The following is a 19,802-nucleotide window of genomic DNA, read 5'->3' on the forward strand; positions in this document are numbered from 1 at the left end:
CTGCGACGAAGCGGCACCTGCTTAAACGAGTAGCTCCGCGATCTGGATGGTGTTGAGCGCGGCCCCCTTGCGCAGATTATCGCCGGCGACAACGAGCACGAGGCCCTTGTTATCGTCCACCGTCTGGTCCTGACGGATGCGGCCTACCAAGGATTCGTCGATGCCGGTGGCAGCGAGCGGGGTGGGGACGTCGGCAAGCTTAACGCCCGGGGCACCGCTCAAAAGCTCGGTGGCCTGCTCGGGGGTGATTGCCTTGTCGAACTCGGCGTGGATGGTCAGGGTGTGGCCGGTAAAGACCGGGATGCGCACGCAGGTACCTGCAACCTTCAGCTCCGGAATGTCTAGGATCTTGCGGGATTCGTTGCGCAGCTTTTGCTCCTCATCGGTCTCTAGGGAGCCATCATCCACGAGGTTGCCGGCCATCGGCAGCGCGTTATAGGCAATGGGCGCCACATAAGGGCCAAAGTCCTCGTCATTGAGTGCAGAGCCATCGTGGACCAAACCCACATTGTGCTCGCCAACGGAATAGACCTGCGCGGCCAGCGCCTGCACGCCGGCCAGGCCGGAGCCGGAGACCGCCTGGTAAGAGGACACATGCAACTTGTTCAGGCCCGCGGCATCGTGCAAGACCTTCAGCACCGGCATAGCGGCCATGGTGGTGCAGTTCGGGTTCGCGATGATGCCTTTGGGGGTGTTCTTGGCTTCCTGCGGGTTGACCTCGGAGACGATGAGGGGAACCTCTGGATCCTTGCGGTAGGCCGAAGAGTTATCCACCACGGTCGCACCGGCCGCGGCGAACACTGGAGCCCATTGCTTGGAGGTAGAACCACCGGCAGAGAACAAGGCGATATCAACGTCGGCGACGGATTGCTCGGTAACCTCGGCGAGGTCCTCAACGGTAATCTGCTCGCCGCGGAATTCGAGCTCGGTGCCGGCGGAGCGGGAAGAGGCGAAAAAGCGCACCTTATCGGCCGGGAAATTGCGTTCTTCCAAGATGGAGCGCATAACGCGGCCGACCTGGCCGGTAGCGCCTACTACTGCAACAGTGGTCATGACTATAAATCCTCTGTAGTTGCTGTGGGTGTTTAACGTCCGGTTCCAGCATAAACCGTGGCTTCTTCTTCGCCACCAAGCTGGAATTTCTCGTGCAGTGCACGGGCGGCCTTTTCCAGGTCAGCCTCGCGGGTGAGCACGGAGATGCGGATTTCAGAAGTGGAGATGAGCTCCATATTGACGTTGACGTCGCGCAGGGCCTCGGTAAACTCTGCGGTAACGCCCGGGTGGGATTTCATGCCGGCGCCGACGAGGGAGACTTTCCCCACTTGGTCGTCATACAGCACATTGGCCCAGCCTCCTTCAGATTTCAGCTTGCTCAGCAGCTCCATGGCACGCGGGCCGTCGGCACGCGGGCAGGTGAAGGTGATATCGGTGGTGCCGTCCTCCAGGGAGGAGACATTTTGCAAGACCATATCGATATTGATCTCTGCATCGGCAATGACGCGAAAGACCTTCGCAGCCTCCCCCGGGCGATCCGGGATGCCCAGGACGGTGACCTTTGCCTCGGACTTATCGGTTGCTACACCAGTTAGTACTGCTTCTTCCACGGGGATATCCTCCATCGATCCGGTAACTAGGGTGCCGGGGTCATTTGAATAAGACGAGCGAACTCGCAAGGGTACATTGAACGCGCGGGCGTACTCCACGCTGCGTAGGACCAAAATCTTGGAACCTACCGCGGCCATCTCCAACATCTCCTCAAAGGAGAGCTTGTCTAGCTTCTGCGCGTCTGGGACGATGCGCGGGTCTGCGGTGTAGACGCCGTCGACATCAGAATAAATCTCACACACATCCGCCTTCAGCGCGGCAGCAAGTGCCACCGCGGTGGTGTCGGAGCCACCGCGACCCAAGGTGGTGACATCGCGCGATTCCTTATTAACGCCCTGGAAGCCGGCGACGATACAAATCTTGCCTTCGTCCAAAGCCTCGGTCAGGCGGCCCGGGGTGACGTCCACGATGCGGGCATTGCCGTGGCGCTCGGTGGTGAGCACTCCGGCTTGGGAACCGGTAAAGGACTGGGCGTGGGCACCAAGCGATTCCACTGCCATGGCCACCAGAGCATTAGAGATTCGCTCGCCGGCGGTGAGCAACATATCCATCTCCCGCTGCGGCGGGACGGGATTGACCTGGGCGGCAAGGTCGAGCAGCTCATCGGTGGTATCACCCATGGCGGAACACACCACGACAACGTCGTTGCCCTGCTTCTTGGTGGCCACGATGCGCTCCGCAACGGCGCGGATGCGGTCTGCGGATTCGAGGGATGAGCCGCCATACTTTTGCACGATCAGGGCCACGGTAAGGATGCCGCCTTTCGTCGTTCAAGGCATCCCTGGCGTGTGTGTACACGCCCGGAAATACCTGTCGTTCATTAGTCAAAGACCCATGCTACCCCGCAGGGTCTTTGCCCTCATCATAATTCCTAGACAATGCTTAATTTTTATTCACACGCCCCCAACGTTAAGCGCACCACACGCTCGCTTCCTTAGCGCAGAAAACGCGCGCCATGCAGGGAAGAATATGCATATAGCAGGATTTTTTACTACCGTTGAGCGGGTGTTAAGCAACCTCCTCGCCATCTTTTTCGCGCTCGCATCCGCGCTGACGGTTGCTTGGGGCACGGTCATCCGCCACCGCATTGCCCTCGACGCCGATGATTCGGTCATGCGCGCCGCCATGTCCAACCCCTTGTGGTGGGTGGGCACCGCGGCCGCCATTGGCGCCTATGGCCTGCAGGTCATCGCCCTCGGCTTTGGCACCTTGCTGGTGGTCCAGCCCATCTTGGTGCTGTCCTTAATGTTTACCCTGCCGCTTTCGGCGTGGTATTCCGGCCGCAAAATGCCTTTCCACGAGGTCTTTTGGTCTATTGCATTGACCATCGCGGTGGGCATCATGGTCGTCTACGGCCGTCCGGTCGCAGGAAACCCCCGCCCGGAATGGAGCGATTGGTGGCCGGCGCTCCTTGTAGGGTTGGTCACCCTCGCCCTACTTGCTGCGGTAGCCACGAAGCTACCGGATAACCGTCCCTTAGCGTTGGGCACGGCCTGCGGCGTCATCTACGGCTTCGTCGCCCTGCTATCAAAGGCCGTGGTGGACATTTTCACCCACGAAGGCCATGCCACGCTACTGGCAAGCTGGCAGTTCTACGGCCTCATCGGTCTCGCGCTCACCGGCACCGTGGTCCAGCAATATTCCTTTAATGCCGGCCCCCTAGCCCATTCCCTGCCGGCCATGACCATCTTTGAACCCATCGTGGCCTTCGGCTTGGGCTACATGGTGCTGGGAGAGAAATTCCTCATCGATACGGCCGTCGGTTGGGCAATTATGCTCATCGCCCTTACCGTTATGGTGCTCTCCACCATCGTGCTCTCCCGCAGCCCGGTAAGCCAGCGCGGCTAAATGGCCCACTCAAATACGCCGAGCATATAGGCCGAAAACCACGCCCCGAACAGGGCCCAGGCGCCAACCGCCACGCTTGCCGACGTCCCCTTTTTCACCCACGGCAACAACACAATCACCGCCGGCAGGAGCAGCCGGGGCCGCGAGTGCATAATGCCATCAGAAAGCAGCACGTTCGCCATCAGCACCGCAGAGAATAGCCAGGCCGCTAACGGCAGGCGGCGCCATGCCAACACAAGGAAAACCGGGGCAGCGATCATCACGCCGGCGCTGAGCAGATATCCACCGTTAGTAGCCCCGCTAAGCGTCTCCCAAAGCCAGATAACCGTGGCTTTGCCGCCATCAAAGCTGGAGTTCCAATGTTCTTTCTGGATCCCAAAATAACCGCCAACTTCTTTGAGATGGCTGCTCGACCACCACAAATACCCCACCAGCGGCACGACCGAAAACACCACCGCGGCCCAGGCCCGCCAGTTCTTTCGCGCCCGCAGCAGCACCATGAATGCAAAGACCGCAACGAGATCCACCGCGGTAAGACGCACGAGTCCGGCTACAAAAATTAGTGCCGCGGCAGCCCACCATCGCTCATCTACGAGCGCCACCACCGCCCATATGGCCAGGGCCCCAAAAAGTGCCTCGGTATACGGCATGGAAAACACGATGGACATCGGCGCACAGGTCACCATCACAGCACTGAGCACCTGGGCCCACTTCCCCATGCCCATGCGCGCAGCCAAGGCCATCACACCGGCAGCCAGCGCGATGCTAAAGAGCACATTGAGCGCAATGGCCGTGCCCGCTTCGTCGGTACCAAAGATGCTGCTTAACCCACGCACGAGGAAGGGGAATCCCGGGAAGAAGGCCATGGTCGTCTCATGGACCGGCCCATCCGTAGAAATATCCGCACCAAAGTACCCGCCGCGGGCGATTTCTACGTAGTGCTTAGCGTCCCACTTATTGAGCAGCCCCCACAGCTTATCGTCCTGCGCGGCGGCCACCGCTGCGAGTACGCCTACGCGCAATGCGGCTCCAATGAGTGCAACGAGTGCGGCAGGCGCCCACAAGGAACGCAATATGGATGATGTTTGGGGCTTGGCATGGCGGGGATTAGACACGAAAGGCATGGTACCCCACCACCACCGCGTCTCATTGAATGAAATCTCTTGCCGCACAGTGAGAAAGCCTGTAGTGTGACCGATATGACACAGCGGAATGACCTACTCCTTATCTGCCGCGGCGGGATTTCGGCCTAAGCACTGGCCAGCGCCCCGTCGCGGAGTCCGGCTACCCAAGCCCAGCTGGCCGTCTTTCCCCATAGACACCAGAAAAGGAAACCGCACCCCATGTCCCCCACCGACTCTTTTATCAGCGCCCCGCGCGACATCACCACCCCCACCGGCCCACGCCGCGAAGGACAACCCGCGTGGAATAAGCAGCGCGGCTCCGCCATGCCCCACGAACGCTATCAACCCTTCGCCGTCGAGGTAGAAGACATCGACCTGCCGGACCGCACATGGCCCAGCCAGAAAATCACCCACGCTCCCCAGTGGTGTGCGGTGGATCTGCGCGATGGCAATCAAGCGCTGATTGATCCCATGAGCCCAGAGCGCAAGCACCGCATGTTCGACCTGCTGGTCAAGATGGGCTACAAAGAAATCGAGGTGGGCTTCCCCTCTGCCTCCCAAACCGATTTCAACTTTGTCCGCGAAATCATCGAGGGCAATAAAATTCCCGATGACGTCACCATTCAGGTCCTGGTACAGGCCCGCGATCACCTGATCCGCCGCACCTTTGAAGCTTGCGAGGGCGCCAAGAACGTCATCGTGCACTTTTATAACTCCACCTCGAAGCTGCAGCGCCGCGTAGTCTTCCGCAAAGACAAACCTGCCATTAAGAAGCTGGCCATCGATGCTGCCACACTCATTAAGTCCATCGCCGCCGACTACCCAGATACCACGTGGCGCTGGGAATACTCCCCCGAATCCTTCACCGGTACCGAGCTGGACTTCGCCCGCGAGGTCTGCGATGAGGTGGTAGACATCATGGATCCGTCCCCAGAGAATCCAATGATCATCAACCTGCCATCCACCGTGGAGATGATTTCGCCCAATATCTACGCCGATTCCATCGAATGGATGCACCGCAATCTTGCCCGCCGCGAGGACGTCGTGCTCTCACTGCACCCGCATAATGACCGCGGCGAGGGAATCGCCGCCGCCGAACTTGGCTTTATGGCGGGCGCGGACCGCATCGAAGGCTGCCTTTTTGGCAACGGCGAGCGCACCGGCAACGTAGATCTCGTCACTTTGGGCCTGAATATGCTCACCCAGGGTGTGGACCCGCAGATTGATTTTTCCGATCTGCCGCAGATTCGCGAAACCGTTGAATACTGCAACCAGCTGCGCGTGCCGGAGCGCCACCCCTATGGCGGCGAATTGGTCTTTACTGCGTTCTCCGGTTCCCACCAGGACGCAATTAATAAGGGCTTGGACGCGCTGGCAGCCACCATCCGCCCCGGCGCGAATAATACCGAGGTCTCGTGGGAAGAAATGCGCGAGGCCATCTGGGAGGTTCCTTACCTGCCCATCGATCCAAAGGACGTGGGCCGCGACTACCAGGCGGTCATCCGCGTCAACTCCCAGTCTGGCAAGGGCGGCGTTGCCTACATCATGAAGACCGATCACGGCATCAATATGCCTCGCGCCATGCAAGCGGAATTTTCCAGCGTGGTCCAGGAAATCACCGACTCCGAAGGCGGCGAGGTCAATTCCAAAAACATGTGGGATATCTTTGCCACCGAGTTCCTGGACCGCGAGGATCCGCTGACCCTGGAGTCTTTCCATATGGACAATGCCCCAACAGAAGATGGGGATGCATCGGTGACCGCCACCGTGGCTTTCCACGGGGAAAAGTCCACCGTCTCAGGCAGCGGTAACGGACCCATTGCGGCTTATGCCAACGCCCTGGAATCCCTGGGCATCGACTTCGAGGTCATGGAATACTCCCAGCAGTCCCGTTCCGCCGGCGACGACGCCGAGGCCGCCTGTTATATCGCCGCCGACGTCAACCAGAACAAGGTCTGGGGAGCGGGCATCGCCGGGTCCACCACGCGGGCTTCCATCAACGCGATTAACTCCGCCGTCAACCGCGCCCTGGCCTAGGCCTGCTCGCCGGCGCCGCGGCCCGGCGTGGTAGAAGGGTGGGTATGCCTTCTTCTACCTACCTCATACCGCACCGTGGCTTGGGCGCCGTGCAGGCCCTGCCCATCTACGATGCGCAGACGAAGGAAAACCGAGAGTTCACCGTCACCTTGGCACCCCGCCCAGACGGCGGGTTGGAGGTGCGTACCGACTCCACCATCGGGCACATCACCAGCGCCGACCGCGCGGAGTATCCCGAAATAGATCTACTATTTCGCGCCGGGCTGACCCCTGCAGCCACCGCCGCGCCGCAGCCCGATGGCTCTCTCTCGCTACTGCTGCCCCGGCCGGGCCTTTGCCTGCCGGCGAATAATCCGCCAGCGGGCCCGTGGACAATGCTGGGCTATGCCCCACCCATCGACATCGCCGATCTTCCCGCGGATCTGGACATTCCCGCCCACGCCCGCATGCACGTATTGGTTACGCTCTCGCCCAGCAGCACCGGTTCCGGCACCGATGCTTATTTGGGCCCGCAGTTTGTGGGGCGGTTGGAAGGGGTGGACGTCGCCAAGCAGGGCATAACCCTAGCCCATGCCTACCATGCGCCGCGCAACACCGGCCGCGTGCTCAGCATCTACGCGGGGGCGCCGCTGCCGGATTCGAAGGAAGCCTCGCTTGCCGACGCCGCCCCTACCTCCCCCGCCGCCACCGAAACCTTCGAAACCACGAGCTTCCGCGCCATAAGCACCGATGACCCCACACCCCGCCGCCGGTGGTGTCCCGCCGTCGTGGCCCTACTAGTGATTGCAGCGCTCATCGCCGTGCTCATTTTTATTCTGTAAAACTTTCGGGCAGGGTAACACCCTTGTTCACCGGCCGGGGAAATTGGAAATGGCCCACGGCAGTGCCTAAAATACAGTGTTACTATTACCCCCTATCGAAAGGCCCCAATGACTTCGCTGGATTCCGCCACCTACGTGGTCCCTGACCACGGTTTTGGCGTGATCCATAATCTGCCCATCGAGGATGTTTCGCCAGAAGTTTTCAGCGAACTGCTCGAGTCCACCGCCGCAGAAGGCGGTTACCTCTCTGCGGAGCTCGGCCCCCGCACCGCCCAGGACGGCTTCGCGGTGTGGATCAGCGATTCTCTCCTTGGCCGTCTCAGCGCCGCCGATTCCCAGGCCTACGCACTCTTTGACTGGGTTCTCAGCGCCGGCCTACGCCCACGCGCCACCGCCCACGTGAGCATGACAGATGCCTCCGGCGAAGAGTGGCCCACGCTCAACCTGCTCCTGCCGGCACCGCACCTGTGCATCCCCGCCAATAACCCGCCGGCGCAGCGCTGGACCATGCTGCCGGGCGAGGCTGCCGCCACATTGACGGAGTTTTCCAAAGACGTCACTGGCTTTCCGCACACCGACGAGCACTACCTCGTCTCCTTGCGCACCCGTGGTTTCCTGCGGCGAAATACCGTTGATGTCTATGTCAATAGCATCTTCTTAGGCTCCCTCCCGCGCGATGCCGCCCGCGAGATTGCCCCCGCCGTGCTCGACTGCACCAAATCCGGCCGCCTCGCCATTGCCCACGGCTACTTCCACTACGACGCCGATGACCGCCCCGCGCTGACCATCTACGCGCACAACGCTGCCAATAGGCACCACGCCGGCCTAGTTCTGGGCGTTGTCGCCGGTGGCGCCGCCGTCATGTCCGCGGCCACCGCAGCCCGCGCACAGGCCGCAACCAGCGTTCCCAGCGGCCCCACTGCCGGAGTCTCTGCCGCTGGCACCTCCTCCACAAGTGGTTTTGCCATCACCTCTGCCGCCAATGCCGCCGGCGTTTCTGGGGCCGTGACCTCGAATCTGCTGGCCGCAGCCGGTGTCGCCGTGCTAGTTGGTGGCGGCACCACCGTGGCTACCCACATGCTTAGTGAGGACGAAGCTCTTTCGGACACCCACTCGCATTCCACCGCGCCTGCTTCGAAAAGCAATCATTCCACCGACGATTCTTCCCATTTCGATGGCATTGGTCCCAAGCGCCCCGCGCACCCCGCCACGCCCCGCATCCACGATGCTGGCCCCACCAGCGGTGTCGCCGCGCCATCCCGCGCGGATTCCCCGACCCAGCACCCGCTTGCCGACGCCCCCTCTGAGACACCACCGCAGCACCGCCACGCCCCCGCGCCCCAACCGTCTAAGCAGGCGCGGCCGACGCACACCCCTCAGACTGACCGTGCCACGACCCCTGCCGCCGGCCACCACGACAAGCACCGTGGCGAGCACCAGGGCCATGATTCCCAGGCAATTTCCCGCGCCGCCTCCGCCGCAGCCGCTGCCGCTGCCGCTGCGGCTAATAACGTCGAATCGACCCCGGCTTCGACTCCGGCCGCGGCGCCATCTTCCAGCTCTGAGCCGGCGCCGCAGCTAGCGGCGAAGGAGCCGACTGCAACCTCCACGTCTTCGTCATCGGCCGAGCCTTCCCAGACAACGCAGACCACGGAGCCCGCGCAGACCACGGCATCTACGGATTCTGCAACTTCGACGTCACCATCGAAGGCCACGACGTCGACGGAGGCTACCGCACCTGCCGAGCCGTCCGACCTACCTACTTCAAATACGCCTACTTCGGAAAAGACTTCGGCTGAAACGACCACAACTGAAGACGGCGCCACCACCTCGACGGATAAGCAGACGCCACTGCCCGCACCAGAGTCCTCAGAGCCAACGCCTGCGGAGCCGACTGCGCCTACAACGACATCTTCGTTATTGACCTCGGAGCCCCAGGCTGAGCCGGCACCGGATAGCACCGTGCCGATCACCACTATCCCAGGTTCCGAACTCGAGCCAACGCCAGAGCCGGAAACTACTGTCCCAACGACGACGATCCCCGGCTCGGAAATCGTGCCCACCCCGGAGCCAGAACCAGAGGTCGAACCGGAACTGCCCACGGGAGACCGCAGCGCGCCGGACGGCTCGGATGAGCCCCTCGTACCGCTCGAACCAGAAGAACCGACAGAGCCGGAAGAGCCGAAAGAGCCGGCTGAACCGCAGCAGCCAGAGACACCGGGGCACCCTGAAGAACCTGAGGAACAAACAACCCCGCCGAAGGTCATTGTCGTCGTTGTAGAAGATTAAGCGGCGCGCCCTGTCCCCCTGCACGAAATGCGGGATACTACACTGAGTTTAATGAACAACACACCTGGCCCCTCCCCGCAGCACCCGTCGGCGTCGGCCCCAGCGCCGTCGCCCGCGACGGTAGCTTCGCGCCACGCGGCCAGGTCCACAGCGCCCAAACCAGGCATGGAACAGCGCCGCACTAAGCCCCGCCGTGCGGTCCGTGCCTCCGGTGAGCCAGACGCCCCGAAACCCAAGCCGAAACCGAAACCGCACCCACCGGCCCAGCAACAGCCGCAGCAGGCCGACTCGCCCAACGACGCAGCGGACTTTCCCTATGTGGCGCTGACCATCCAGACCACCGGCATCCATCCCAGCACCGGGCGCATCGTTACTATCGACGCCATTGCGTTCAACGACACCAGCGAGAAGGGCCAGCAATTCCACGCCGTCCTCAAGCCCGATATCGATGCCGGGCCGCGCCACCTCCACGGGCTGAGCACCACCGATATTGAGCAGGCGCCAGCTTTTGGCAAGATCCTCAAATCGCTGGACAAGCTTATTGACGGCCGCACACTCATCGTCCACGATCTCCCCTATACCTGGGGTTTTCTCGTCGCCGAAGCCCGCCGCGCCATGATGGCCGCCGCCCGCCAAAATCGCGCGCGCAACCGCGGCCGCAACAAGGGCCGCCGGCGCCGCCAGAAGGTCGGACACGTCCCCACCCCCGTTCGCATCATCGATACTTTGGCCACCTCCTATGCACAGCAGGTGCGGTCGAATGATGTGCGTTTAGGGGGCGTCGCTAAGCAGAGCGGCTTGGACGCTTCGCCACAGGCCTCGGTAGAGCGCGCCAAGCGGCCCGAACCCGAGACTTCGCGCGAACAAACCGAACTACTCATCGCGCTCTACCGCAAGCAACGAGGCGGCACAGTGCGCAGCTATGCGCCCGAGGACGTGCGCGCCGACCGCTTCGGCCTGCAACGCTCCCACGTGCGAGTCGACGCTGCCGAAGCCCCCGTCCAACACCACAACCCCGGCAAATACGAGCCGGGCAAGGAACTGCGCCGCGGCATGGAAATCGTAGTCGCTCCGGAAATCCTCGAGGACCCGGACACCATCATCGCCGCGCTCATGCGTGAGGAGCTCAATTATTCCGAAAAGCTCACCCGCGAATCCTCGCTGGTCGTGTGCAACGTGACCACTGACCTGGTGGGAAAACCCATGCACGCCCACCGCAAGGGCATTCCGCTGATGTCCGATACCGCGTTTCTTGACGCCCTCACCCGCATCGAAGACGCCGTGCCGGAACCCGAATCCGGCAAACCCACGCCCCGGCCCCAACGCTCATCCCACAACAACAAAAAAGGCGGCGCTAAGAACCAAAAGCGCCGCCGTCGCCGGGGCGGCCGCGGTGGTCGCGGCAGGGGCCGACGAAATTCTGGCGGCTCGGCGGGGAAAAAGAACGACTAAGCCGCCCGCGCGACTACCCTAGGGGACATGAGTTTTAGAGTCCCGGGTGCGCTGAGGAAGTTGCGCACCACCACCGCCACTACCGCCGCGAAGCTGGCCACCACCGCTTCCCGCGCCACCGGCCGTGGCGCCGGCGGAATGATCGGTGGTCTAATCGCCAATGCCATTGACCCTTCCATCATGACCAACCTGGGCGGTGGGCGCCCGGCCGTGCTAGTGACCGGCACCAACGGCAAGTCCACCACCACCCGCATGCTAGCCGCTGCAGTCCGCGCCGAGCACACCGTAGCCACCAACGACGGCGGTGACAACATGGATGCCGGCATCATCTCCGCACTCATGGCCGGCAAGGACGCCTCCCACCTGGTACTCGAGGTGGACGAGCTCCACGTGCCCCACGTAGCCGATAACCTGAACCCGCAGGCGCTAGTTCTGCTCAACCTCACCCGCGACCAGCTCGACCGCGTGGGCGAGATTAATAAGATCGAGCGGGCTCTGCGCGGCGCTGTGGAAGCCCACCCGGACATGCTCGTCATCGCCAACTGCGATGACGTTCTGATGACCTCCGTGGCCTATGACGCCAAGAATGTCATCTGGGTTTCGGCCGGCGCCGGCTGGCTCGGCGATTCCGTTACCTGCCCGCGCACCGGCGGGCACGTCGTGCGCACCGAGGATGACTGGTACGCCGTCAAGCCGCTTGCCGACGGCCGCGAATTCCGCCGGCCGCAGCCAACGTGGGGCGTCGATAAGCATGGCATTATCACCCCCACCGCTAAACGCCCCCTGAACCTGGCGCTGCCTGGCCGTGCTAACCGGGGCAACGCGGCCCAAGCCATCGCTGCCGCCGTCGCCGGCTTCGGCGTGGACCTCGACAAAGCCATTGCGGCCGCCGAAAGCATCGACGATGTTGCCGGCCGCTACTCCACCATCCTCTGGCGCGGCCGCGAGATTCGGCTCCTGCTGGCCAAGAACCCGGCCGGCTGGCAAGAAGCGCTGTCCATGGTGGACCGCAGCGCCGATGGCTTGGTCATCGCCACCAACGGCCAGGTGGCCGATGGCATCGACATGTCCTGGCTGTGGGACGTGAAGTTCGAAGGTTTCAATGGCCTCAGCGTGAAGGCCGCCGGCGAGCGCGGCACCGACCTGGCGGTGCGCCTGGTCTACGCCGATATCTCCCACGAGCTCATCCCGGATCCGCTCGATGCGCTCGCCGCCTGCCCGGAGGGGCGCATCGAGGTCCTCGCCAACTACACCGCCTTCCGCGATTTGAAGAAGGCGCTTTCCAAGGAGGCCACCAATGCTTAATATCGGCCTAGTGCTTCCCGACGTCCTCGGTACCTACGGTGACGACGGCAACGCCCTCGTCCTGCGCCAGCGCGCCCGCATGCGCGGCCTACAGGCGGAAATTCACCCGATCCGCTTGGGTGAGCCCGTGCCTGAGACACTGGATATCTACACCCTCGGCGGCGGCGAAGATACCGCGCAGATCCTAGCCGCGGACCACCTGATTTCCGATGGCGGCCTGAGCCGCGCCGCCAACGCCGGCCGCCCGGTCTTTGCCATTTGTGCTGGCTTGCAGGTCCTGGGCGAGTCCTTCCGCGCCTCCGGCCGCATCATCGACGGCGTCGGCCTGCTCGATGCCACCACGGCCGGCATGCAGGACCGTGCCATCGGCGAGGTGGCTTCCAAACCCACCCACGCTGGAGTTACCGCGGACCTCACCGAGCCGCTGACCGGTTTTGAAAACCACCTGGGCGCCACCATCCTTGGCCCCTCCGCGCAGCCCCTCGGCACGCTCACGCGTGGCAATGGCAATGCAGACCAGGCCGCCACCGCCGACCTTGCCGATGGCTCCACCCAGCGCACCTACGAAGGCGCCGTCCAAGGCAGCGTCATCGCCACCTATATGCACGGACCGGCACTGGCCCGAAACCCGCAGCTGGCCGATCTCCTCCTCGCCCAAGCGATGGGCGTGGCCCTCGCGGATCTTGAACCGCTTGAGATCCCGGCCGTTGACCGCCTGCGTGTCGAACGTTTCAACGCCTCCGAGCCCCCGCGCTCCCAAAGATAGGCCCATAACTGTGGATAACTGCGCCCGACGGCCCTGAAATCCCGAGTTATCCACAGGCCCGGCCGCTGCCCCTTGTAGCCGCGCATCCCACGCCAATAGGCTGCGGGGCATGACGTTATTGGAGCAGCTGGGCGACATCGCTAAGCGCGGCGTGGATCTTCTCGAAGAGGTCCACGCCGCCTCCAGCCTGCCCCTGCCCGCGGACCAAGCGCGCACCCTGCGCCGGACCGCCGCGGCCTTTCTCTCGCCCACCAGCCATTCGCGCTACCAAGCCCGCGCACTGGCCGCCGCGCGCCGCAATCACCACTGCCTAGAGACCCTCGCGCTCATCGCCCGTCGCTCGCGCAGCATTAGCGACCCCACCAAGCGCTGGCAATTCCGCGAGCAGCTCTGCGCCACCGCCGGCACCACCGCGCACGTCTCGCGCGCGGCTACCCGTCTGCTGCGCGAATTCAACCCTCCGCCCGAGCGCGAAGACGGCGGACGCCGGATTATGCACGGGGAGAAAACCACCCTGAGTTTCACCGGCCCCGCCGCACAAATGGCCGATATCTGGGCCGCCGCTAAATCCGACCCGCTAGCCTGGCTTAACGGCTCCCGCGCCACCGCGCCCGCTACCGTGACCACCAATGTCATCATCGAGCTGCCGGATTATCTGAAAATCCTCGCTGGAAACGGCGAGGATATCCGCCTCGCTATGACCAACGGCGCCACTATCACCGGCGCCGAACTAGTCCGCCGTACCCTAGCCGGCGCGGGACTCTTCACGCTCATCCATCCCGAGCGCGGCCCGGTCAACCTCTACCGCACCCGGCAGGCCTCCGCCAAGCAACGCCGCATGCTCGAGGCCGAAGGCGCCCGCTGCGCCTGGCCCGCTTGCCGACGCCCCGCCTCCGAATGCCAAGCCCACCACCTCATCGAATACTCCCGCGGCGGCCACACCCATCCTGAGAACATGACGCTATTGTGCCCGTATCACAACTCCATCAACGGGCTGCCGGGCCGCGGCCGGATGGCGCGCATTCGGGGCCGGATCGCCTGGCTCCCGCCCGCTAGCCAGGACAGGCATACACACATAGGGCACAGCAACGAACCCGACAACAGGCGCAGCGGGCGCAGCAGCAGATGCAGCACGACGACAAAGGAGGCGCACGGCCCGCCGGTATTCACCGGCCGAGCGCGAACCGGGCCTACGGCCGCCGTGCCCTAGCCGCTGTAGCTCCGCATTCGCCCAGTACTGGCCGGGGCGCTCATCGTGCTATATGGTCAGGCGGCCGGAAAGCGCGCGAGACAAGGTGAGCTCGTCCACAAACTCCAAATCGCCTCCGAGCGGCATGCCGGAGGCCAACCTGGTGATCTTCAAATCAGGGAAGTCGCGCAGCAAGCGCACCAGGTATGCGGCGGTCGCCTCGCCCTCCGTATTGGGGTCGGTGGCGAGGATGACTTCGTGGATGGTGGGGGTGGCGTCGTAAAGCGGGGTTTCGGGGGTGGAGTCTGCAAGCTCTCGGTCCGGCAACACGCCGCCTAGGCGCTGCAGCAGTGTGGAGATATTCAAATCACGCGGACCCACATTCGCCAGCGGGTCCAACGCGCCGCCCAAAACGTGATAGCGGCCCTCATACTCGCCGGTGCGTTCAATAACCTGGATATCCTTAGGCTCCTCGACCACGCAGATAGTAGAGGCGTCACGCTGCGAGTTAATGCAGATGCGGCAGACATCCTCACGCGAAATATTGCAGCAAATGCGGCAGAAGGTCACGCCGTCGCGCACCGCGCCCAGCGCGTTTTGCAGCCGCTCGATGTCCTCGGGTTCCATGTGCAAAACGTGAAACGCGATGCGCTGCGCCGACTTCGGGCCGATTCCCGGCAGGCGCGAAAACTCGTCGATGAGGTCTTGCAGAGGTCCTTCAAACATCAATTACTCCCAAAATCGGCAAAAGCCGCCGCCCCACCCCGGGGCAACGGCCTTATATCGTATCGCGCGGGCTACTGGTTGCCGCCGAAGACATCCTCAAAAGACGGGCCGCCCTGGCCACCCATGCCCTGGGACAGCGGGCCAATCTTTTCCTGTGCCAGGCGTCCGGCCGCAGCGTGGGCCTCCTTGAACGCACCCATAACCAGGTCCTGCAGCGTATCGACGTCCTCTGGATCCACGATGGACTTATCAATCTGCAAGTCCACGAGCTCGGCGCCGCCAGTCATGGTCACCTTGACCAGGCCATTGCCTGCCTGGCCCTCGACGTTGGTAGCGAGGATTTCTTCCTGCGCCTTCTGCAAATCCGCCTGCACCTGCGCGGCCTGCGCGATGAGGTCGTTCATGTCATTTGCCTGCTGCATTGGGTCTTGGTCAGCCATGGTGTTTCCTTTCTAAATCAACTTTAAATTTCGCTACCGCCCGAGTGTACCGTGCTCGCCGCCTAGGCACGCCGCGCGCCTAGTTCCCGCTCCAGCAATTCCATAGCTACCTCGGTAGCGCTGCGATGATCCATTTCACCGGTGGACTGCGCGGCCTCCATCATGTCGCGTTCTTCGTCATCGCGGGTATAGGCCGGCGGTTCCTCGGGCGGTACCTCATCGGGCTCCGGCTCGGGTTCGGGCGGCAGCGGCACGCCGTTGCTGAACTGCGATTCATCGCGCTGCTTGGCGGCCTGCGTCGCCCGTGCGATGCGCGAGCGCCAGCCCGGCGTGTTTTCCTGCTTACTCTCCGCCTCCTGGTCGTCGGCAGGCTCGCGCGCGGGCTGATTCGGTGTCCACGCCTCCTTGCGCTGCGCCGGCCGTGGGGCATTGAAACCGGCGGTCTTCGGGTCAGTGCCTACCACGCAGGTCACGGCCACATCGCGCTGGAACTCCTCCTTGAGTACCTCCACGATAACGGCGTTATTGGCGGGCGCATTGATTCGCTCGGCAAGGGCACCGGTGGTGTGTCCCAGCGTTAGCGTGCCATCGCGGAAGCCAAGCACGCGGGCTTCGGCAAGCATAATTTCCGCTACCTTATTCCGCTTTCCGACGCTCCCCCTCAACGCCACCCATTTCTCCCTCACGGCTTCCGCAAAGTCGCCTTCCGGCTCTTGCGTTGCCTGCGGTTGCGCCGTTTCCGACACTCTTTCCGACGCCGTCTCCGCAGCGGGCTGGCCCCCAGATCGCGCCGTTGCTTCCTGGGCGGATTCCTCCGCGCGGGCCGGTACGGGTTTCTCCAATGGCTCGCGCTGCTCCTGCCGCTCCTGCTGGGCCGGCGCCGACTGCGGTATGCGCCGTTCGCGCTGCCACGGATCCTGGGACTCTTGCGGCTCCGACTGCGGCTGCGGCTCTACCTGCGGCTGCTGTTGTTGCTGCGGGGTTTGCTGCTCGGTGGACGATTGCGCGGTCTTAGCCGGGGGCTGGGTTTGCGTTTGCGGCTGAGGGGCGGGCTCAGAGCCAGCGGAGTGCTGCTCCTGGGACTTGGCGCGACGGCGCGCGATAATGGCGGCCGCAGCGGACTGGGGGTCTTGGGCACCTGCGACAGCTGAGGTTGCCGCGGCGGCACCGCCCGGGGTCGCAGGGCCGGCAGGCACGGGCGCTCCGGGTGCGGCCGCGGGGACGGTGGCGCCGGTGGCCGCGGGGCCGGTGGACCCGATAAGCAGGTGCGCGCACATGATTTCCAGCAGCAAGCGCGGCGAGGTCGCACCGGTGAGATCGCTGATGCGGTCGTTGACCGTGGATGCCAAGTAGGTCAGCTGCGGGCCGGAAAAACGCTGCGCCTGGGCGGTAAGCACAGAAGCGCGGTCGGTGGGCGCGGAGACGAGGCCGGCCTCGATAGCGCCGGGCACGGCCTGCAGGATCATCAGATCGCGCAGGCGGTCGAGCAAATCGATAGCGAAGCGACGCGGGTCGTGGCCGGCCTCGATGACATGGTCCACCATCGCGAAGAGGCCGGGTTTGTCTTGGTTGGCGAGGGTGTCGATGGCGTCGTCAAGCAGCGAAACATCGGTGACACCCAAAAGCGGCCGGGCGAGGTCATAGGTCAGGCCATCGGGCCCGGCACCGGCCAGCAGCTGGTCCAGCAAGGACAACGTATCGCGCGGGGAACCACCGCCCGCCTCAATGACCATGGGGTATACGGCGTCCTCGACATGCACGCCCTCGGCCGCGACGGTGCGCTGCAGCAAGCCCTTCATGGCCGGCGGGGTCAGCAAGCGGAAGGGATAGTGGTGGGTACGCGAGCGAATGGTGCCGATAATTTTCTCCGGCTCCGTGGTCGCGAAGATGAAAATGACGTGCTCCGGCGGCTCCTCCACTACCTTGAGCAGCGCGCTAGCGCCGGAGGGCGAAATCATATGCGCCTCGTCGATGATGAAGATGCGGTAGCGCGATTCGGCCGGCGCGTAGTAGGCGCGATCGCGCAGCTCCCGCATGTCTTCCACGCCATTATGCGAGGCGGCGTCAAGCTCCGTCACGTCCAAGTTTCCGGGGCCGCCGGGGGCCAGGGAGACGCAGGAATCGCACTTGCCACACGGCGTCGAGGTCGGCCCGTGCTCGCAGTTGAGCGAACGGGCCATAATTCGCGCCGAGGAGGTCTTGCCGCAGCCGCGCGGGCCGGAAAAGAGATAGGCGTGGTTGATGCGCCCTGCATCGAGGGCGGCGGATAGCGGCGTAGTGACCTGCTCTTGGCCCACGACCTCCGCGAACGTTGCTGGACGGTATTTCCGGTATAAAGCCACGGTTAGCCAGTTTACCGGCTAACCCTCGCGCGACCAGTCCAGCAGGTCAATGCCCTGCTCGGCCACTGCCCCCTGCAGCTTGCCGACGCCCTCTTCTACCCCAAACGCATATTCCGAATCCGTCAGCATGACCAGCTGCAGGATGAGGGTCAGGCGGCCCTCTTCGCGAAATTGCGGGGTCTGCCCGCCCCACAGGTACGGCGCGATGAAGAGTCCGTGGTGCACGGTAATTCCCGGCGCGTCGAGGATGGACGGCAGCATCACGCCCGGCTGCGCCGGAAGCAGACCGTCGGCCTTCTCGAAAGTATCGGCCGCGGCATTTACGGCGGCAGCCACCTCGGGCTGCCCGGTACGCGCCACCGTCAACAGCTCGCAGCGCACATCGGTGCCGTCGTCCTGGCTCTGCAGGCCGGTGTCGGTGTTGTTGAAGGTGGTGGTGAGGGCGAGCGATTGGGCGTCGGCAAGCGTGGCGAGGCCTAGCCGGCGCTCATCGACGTAGCGGAACTCCAGCGGCGCCGGGATAATCTCGCTCAGCCACAGGGCAGACTCGTCGGCGTTGATTTTAGGCCCCCAGCTTCTCCACGGCGGCAAGCAGCACACAGGTAGCGACGCCGTCCATCGCGGTCTCGACCTCTTCCTGCGGCGGCAGGGTTGGGGCGAGGCGGATATTGCGGTCATTGTCGTCCTGGCCATAAGGGAAGGCCGAGCCCGCCTGGGTAAGCAGGATGCCGGCGTCGCGCGCAAGCTCCCAGACGCGGTTGGCGGTGCCGTCGACAACGTCGAGGGAGATGAAGTAGCCACCCTTCGGGTTGGTCCACTGCGCCACCTCGTACTCGCCCAGGCGCTTTTCCAGGATGCGCAGCACCGCATCGAACTTCGGCTTAATCAGCGCGGCGTGGCGGCGCATCACCGCGCGCACCCCTTCTGCGGAGCCGAAGAACTCGTGGTGCGCCAGCTGGTTAATCTTATTCGGGCCGATGCCGCGAATGCCGGCATGCTCTAGGTACCACTCGAGGTTATCCTCCGAGGTGCCGAAGAAACCCACTCCCGCGCCCGCGAAGGTGATCTTCGAGGTGGACGACATGGCCCAGAAGCGGTTCGGGTGGCCTTCTTCCGCGGCGATATCCAGAATCGGCAGAATTTCCGGGAACTCTTCAGTCAAGGTATGCACGGCGTAGGCGTTATCCCACACGATGCGGAAATCCGGTGCGCCGGCCTGCATGCGGGCGAGGCGGCGGGCCTTGTCCTCAGAAATCACGGCGCCGGTGGGGTTGGCGAACATCGGCACCACCCACATGCCCTTGACTGTCGGGTCCGCCACCAGCTTTTCGACGGCCTCTACATCCGGCCCGTCTTCTTCCATCGGCACCGTCACCAGCTCGAAGCCAAATTGCTCCGTGATGGCAAAGTGGCGGTCATAGCCCGGCACTGGGCAGATCCACTTGAGTTTTTCTTCCTTGCTCCACGGCTGCGCGGAATCATTGGTGCCGAAGAGGAACGCCCAAGAAATCAGGTCAAACATGATGTTCAGGGAGGAAGAATCTGCGGCCACGAGCAGCTCGGGGTCCATGTTGGTCAGCTTGCCCCAGATGTCGCGCAGTTCCTTGATGCCCTTTTGGTTGCCGTAGTTACGCAGGTCGTTTCCGGCCGCGTCGGTGTAATGGCCCTGGCCTGGCAGGGCGAGGAGATCGTTGGAGAGGTCTAGCTGCGCCTTCGCTGGCTTGCCGCGGGTCAAATCCAGTTTCAGGCCCTTAGCTTTAAGGTCCTCGTAGTCCTTACGGACCTGAGCAGCGAGCTCAGTTAGTTCGGACGATTCCAAAGTAAGAAGCGACATGCGTATGTCTACCTTCCATGTATA

The 19,802-nt window shown here is 63.5% G+C and carries 16 protein-coding genes; 8 read left to right on the plus strand and 8 right to left on the minus strand.

The features are described 5' to 3' along the window. Positions 1–21 precede the first annotated feature (21 nt). Together MHK05_RS03500 and MHK05_RS03505 are read right to left on the minus strand one after the other, a co-directional pair. Positions 22–1,053: an aspartate-semialdehyde dehydrogenase gene (locus MHK05_RS03500; RefSeq protein ID WP_086588696.1), complete on the minus strand. Its 1,032-nt coding sequence runs from the start codon at positions 1,051–1,053 to the stop codon at positions 22–24. 32 nt (positions 1,054–1,085) lie between these two features. Next, positions 1,086–2,351, minus strand: a complete 1,266-nt coding sequence (locus MHK05_RS03505) for an aspartate kinase (RefSeq protein ID WP_023020397.1) — start codon at positions 2,349–2,351, stop codon at positions 1,086–1,088. 223 nt (positions 2,352–2,574) lie between these two features. Between MHK05_RS03505 and MHK05_RS03510 the strand changes: the two genes are divergently transcribed. Next, complete coding sequence (locus tag MHK05_RS03510; protein WP_239204847.1) at positions 2,575–3,453, plus strand: DMT family transporter; 879 nt, start codon at positions 2,575–2,577, stop codon at positions 3,451–3,453. Here the strand turns inward: MHK05_RS03510 and MHK05_RS03515 are convergent. Beyond that, positions 3,450–4,577: a mannosyltransferase family protein gene (locus MHK05_RS03515; protein WP_239204849.1), complete on the minus strand. Its 1,128-nt coding sequence runs from the start codon at positions 4,575–4,577 to the stop codon at positions 3,450–3,452. The genes MHK05_RS03510 and MHK05_RS03515 overlap by 4 nt on opposite strands. Before the next feature lie 219 nt (positions 4,578–4,796). On the opposite strand from MHK05_RS03515, the gene leuA reads away from it, so the two are divergent. From leuA to MHK05_RS03550, 7 genes are all read left to right on the plus strand, one after another. Beyond that, the gene (gene leuA, locus MHK05_RS03520; RefSeq protein ID WP_239204851.1) at positions 4,797–6,614 is read left to right on the plus strand and encodes a 2-isopropylmalate synthase; all 1,818 of its coding nucleotides are present in this window, start codon (positions 4,797–4,799) and stop codon (positions 6,612–6,614) included. 44 nt (positions 6,615–6,658) lie between these two features. Next, positions 6,659–7,435 (plus strand): hypothetical protein, encoded by a 777-nt coding sequence (locus MHK05_RS03525; RefSeq protein ID WP_239204853.1) that lies wholly within the window; start codon positions 6,659–6,661, stop codon positions 7,433–7,435. A 108-nt stretch (positions 7,436–7,543) separates the two neighbouring features. After that, on the plus strand, positions 7,544–9,724 hold the full coding sequence (locus MHK05_RS03530; RefSeq protein WP_239204855.1) for a hypothetical protein: 2,181 nt from the start codon (positions 7,544–7,546) through the stop codon (positions 9,722–9,724). Positions 9,725–9,775: 51 nt separating this feature from the next. Beyond that, on the plus strand, positions 9,776–11,176 hold the full coding sequence (locus tag MHK05_RS03535; protein ID WP_239204857.1) for a DNA polymerase III subunit epsilon: 1,401 nt from the start codon (positions 9,776–9,778) through the stop codon (positions 11,174–11,176). Positions 11,177–11,203: 27 nt separating this feature from the next. Then, entirely contained in the window at positions 11,204–12,481 is a 1,278-nt protein-coding gene (locus tag MHK05_RS03540) for a Mur ligase family protein (protein ID WP_239204859.1), read from the plus strand. After that, complete coding sequence (locus MHK05_RS03545; RefSeq protein ID WP_239204861.1) at positions 12,474–13,247, plus strand: type 1 glutamine amidotransferase; 774 nt, start codon at positions 12,474–12,476, stop codon at positions 13,245–13,247. The genes MHK05_RS03540 and MHK05_RS03545 overlap by 8 nt, the downstream gene beginning before the upstream one ends. A gap of 109 nt (positions 13,248–13,356) precedes the next feature. Next, entirely contained in the window at positions 13,357–14,457 is a 1,101-nt protein-coding gene (locus MHK05_RS03550; RefSeq protein WP_239204863.1) for an HNH endonuclease signature motif containing protein, read from the plus strand. 48 nt (positions 14,458–14,505) lie between these two features. On the opposite strand, the gene recR is transcribed toward MHK05_RS03550, so the two are convergent. From recR to MHK05_RS03575, 5 genes are all read right to left on the minus strand, one after another. After that, positions 14,506–15,162: a recombination mediator RecR gene (recR, locus tag MHK05_RS03555; protein WP_023020387.1), complete on the minus strand. Its 657-nt coding sequence runs from the start codon at positions 15,160–15,162 to the stop codon at positions 14,506–14,508. Between the two features lie 71 nt (positions 15,163–15,233). Then, entirely contained in the window at positions 15,234–15,602 is a 369-nt protein-coding gene (locus MHK05_RS03560) for a YbaB/EbfC family nucleoid-associated protein (RefSeq protein WP_023020386.1), read from the minus strand. A gap of 62 nt (positions 15,603–15,664) precedes the next feature. Next, a complete protein-coding gene (locus tag MHK05_RS03565) occupies positions 15,665–17,944 on the minus strand; it encodes a DNA polymerase III subunit gamma and tau (RefSeq protein ID WP_239204865.1) in 2,280 nt (759 codons plus the stop codon). Between the two features lie 18 nt (positions 17,945–17,962). Continuing rightward, entirely contained in the window at positions 17,963–18,544 is a 582-nt protein-coding gene (locus MHK05_RS03570) for a hypothetical protein (protein ID WP_239204867.1), read from the minus strand. Continuing rightward, positions 18,507–19,778 (minus strand): aspartate aminotransferase type Ic, encoded by a 1,272-nt coding sequence (locus tag MHK05_RS03575; protein ID WP_239204869.1) that lies wholly within the window; start codon positions 19,776–19,778, stop codon positions 18,507–18,509. The genes MHK05_RS03570 and MHK05_RS03575 overlap by 38 nt, the downstream gene beginning before the upstream one ends. Between the last annotated feature and the right edge of the window lie 24 nt (positions 19,779–19,802).

The organism is Corynebacterium nasorum, from assembly GCF_022347325.1.
Classification (GTDB): Bacteria; Actinomycetota; Actinomycetes; order Mycobacteriales; family Mycobacteriaceae; genus Corynebacterium; species Corynebacterium kefirresidentii.

Bases quoted from the DNA above. Each gene is read 5' to 3' on its own strand.
- MHK05_RS03500 (WP_086588696.1), bottom strand. From the start codon at position 1,053: ATGACCACTGTTGCAGTAGTAGGCGCTACCGGCCAGGTCGGCCGCGTT.
- MHK05_RS03510 (WP_239204847.1), top strand. From the start codon at position 2,575: ATGCATATAGCAGGATTTTTTACTACCGTTGAGCGGGTGTTAAGCAAC.
- MHK05_RS03515 (WP_239204849.1), bottom strand. From the start codon at position 4,577: ATGCCTTTCGTGTCTAATCCCCGCCATGCCAAGCCCCAAACATCATCC.
- leuA (WP_239204851.1), top strand. From the start codon at position 4,797: ATGTCCCCCACCGACTCTTTTATCAGCGCCCCGCGCGACATCACCACC.
- MHK05_RS03525 (WP_239204853.1), top strand. From the start codon at position 6,659: ATGCCTTCTTCTACCTACCTCATACCGCACCGTGGCTTGGGCGCCGTG.
- MHK05_RS03530 (WP_239204855.1), top strand. From the start codon at position 7,544: ATGACTTCGCTGGATTCCGCCACCTACGTGGTCCCTGACCACGGTTTT.
- MHK05_RS03535 (WP_239204857.1), top strand. From the start codon at position 9,776: ATGAACAACACACCTGGCCCCTCCCCGCAGCACCCGTCGGCGTCGGCC.
- MHK05_RS03540 (WP_239204859.1), top strand. From the start codon at position 11,204: ATGAGTTTTAGAGTCCCGGGTGCGCTGAGGAAGTTGCGCACCACCACC.
- MHK05_RS03545 (WP_239204861.1), top strand. From the start codon at position 12,474: ATGCTTAATATCGGCCTAGTGCTTCCCGACGTCCTCGGTACCTACGGT.
- MHK05_RS03550 (WP_239204863.1), top strand. From the start codon at position 13,357: ATGACGTTATTGGAGCAGCTGGGCGACATCGCTAAGCGCGGCGTGGAT.
- recR (WP_023020387.1), bottom strand. From the start codon at position 15,162: ATGTTTGAAGGACCTCTGCAAGACCTCATCGACGAGTTTTCGCGCCTG.
- MHK05_RS03560 (WP_023020386.1), bottom strand. From the start codon at position 15,602: ATGGCTGACCAAGACCCAATGCAGCAGGCAAATGACATGAACGACCTC.
- MHK05_RS03575 (WP_239204869.1), bottom strand. From the start codon at position 19,778: ATGTCGCTTCTTACTTTGGAATCGTCCGAACTAACTGAGCTCGCTGCT.